The organism is Rhodoferax sp. RT5P35, from assembly GCF_056521385.1.
Genome location: NZ_JBWMAX010000104.1, coordinates 1 through 1,504, shown reverse-complemented (window position 1 = coordinate 1,504; position 1,504 = coordinate 1). Strand labels below are relative to the sequence as shown.

The 1,504-nt window shown below is 65.5% G+C and carries 1 protein-coding gene and 1 pseudogene; both read right to left on the bottom strand.

Annotated features, from left to right (window positions below; genetic code table 11):
- Positions 1–250: pseudogene (locus tag AC097L_RS23995) on the bottom strand (glycosyltransferase family 1 protein); the annotation flags it as partial.
- A complete protein-coding gene (locus tag AC097L_RS23990) occupies positions 250–1,464 on the bottom strand; it encodes a TIGR04063 family PEP-CTERM/XrtA system glycosyltransferase (RefSeq protein WP_479589240.1) in 1,215 nt (404 codons plus the stop codon). The gene AC097L_RS23990 and the pseudogene AC097L_RS23995, both read right to left, overlap by 1 nt.
- Positions 1,465–1,504: the final 40 nt, after the last annotated feature.

The window sequence follows — 1,504 nt, the reverse complement described above, 5'->3', positions numbered from 1 at the left end:
TGTGCAGCACATCGCTGCGGCCTGCAGCACGCCATAGCGCCCAAAGGTAAGGCAACAAACGAAACACCGCCCGCACGCCCGGCACGCGCCCGGCCCACAGGGGGCGGTACGGCGCATTGGTTTGTACCAGGGTGACCTGGGCCTGGGCAGAACGCAGCAGCTCGGCCAGTTGCCGGGTCTGGTTGGCCATGCCGCCCGCAGGCGGTGGCAAGGGGCCGACCAGGCCGACCCGGATACCGGCAAACGCCATCAGGCCACGCTGCCCGTCAAGCTGCTGTAGGGGCGACGGTAATGGGCGATGCTGGCTGTCCAATTGCGTTCGGATTCGACGAACTTACGGCCTGCTGCACGCAGTTGGGGCCAACGCTCGGGGGTGGCCAGCAAATCCACAATCGCCTGGGCCAGCGCAGGCGCACTGCCTGCCTTGAACAGCATGCCGGTTTCGCCGTGGCGGATGAGTTCCTTGTGGCCGCCCACGTCGGACGCTACCAGCACCCGGCCTTGCGCCATGGCTTCCAGGGGTTTGAGGGGTGTGACCAGCTCGGTCAGGCGCATGGAATGGCGCGGGTAGGCCAGCACGTCCACCAGGTCGTAATAGCGCTGCACTTCGGCATGCGGCACGCGGCCGGTGAAGATGACTTTGTCCTGGATACCCAGGGCCAAAGCCTGGGCTTTGAGGGCATCGTCTTGCGGGCCACCGCCCACCAGCAGCAACCGCACCTGTGGTTCCTTGGCCAAAATCTGGGGCAAGGCGGCCAACAGCAGATCCAGGCCTTCATAGGCGTAGAACGAACCAATGAAACCCACCACCTTGCAGTCGGTCAGGCCCAGGCGGGCTTTCAGCGCCATATCGGGCACACCGCCCACGTCGAACGAGTCGACATCTACCGCGTTGGGAATCACCGTGACCTTGGACTCGGGGATGCCCCGCGCCACGATGTCTGAGCGCAGGCCTTCGCAGATGGTGAAGATGTGGCTGGCCAGCTTGAAGGCCCGGGTTTCCAGGCGGCGCGTGAGCCGGTAGCGCAGGCTGCCCCCGGCGGTGGTGCCGTGGCCTACCGCCGCATCTTCCCAAAACGCCCGCACCTCGTACACCACGGGGATGCCCAGGCGCTTGCCCACCCGCAGGGCGGGCATGGCGTTGAGCACCGGGGAATGGGCGTGCAGGATGTCGGGGCGCACCTGTTCGGCCACTTCCTGCAGCCGCCGCTCCACCTGGCGCATCATGGCCCATTCACCCAGCCCGGGTAGCGCACTGCCCTCCCCTGCCGCCGCGGGTGTGCGGTAGAAATGCCAGCCATCTACATCCTCTTCCAGCGCATTGCCGTGGGTGTGTTTGGGGGTGGTGAGGTGGAAGGTTTCCCAACCCAGCTTGCGCTTTTCACGCAGGATGGACAGGGTGCGAAAGGTGTAACCACTGTGCAGGGGAATGGAATGGTCCAGCACATGCAAGATGCGCGTCATACCGCCACAGCCTCCGCAGGTGTGGGCATGTGCACTTCGG

What these genes read in the sequence shown, in the direction of transcription:
- AC097L_RS23990 (WP_479589240.1), bottom strand. Translation starts at nt 1,464, where the DNA reads ATGACGCGCATCTTGCATGTGCTGGACCATTCCATTCCCCTGCACAGT.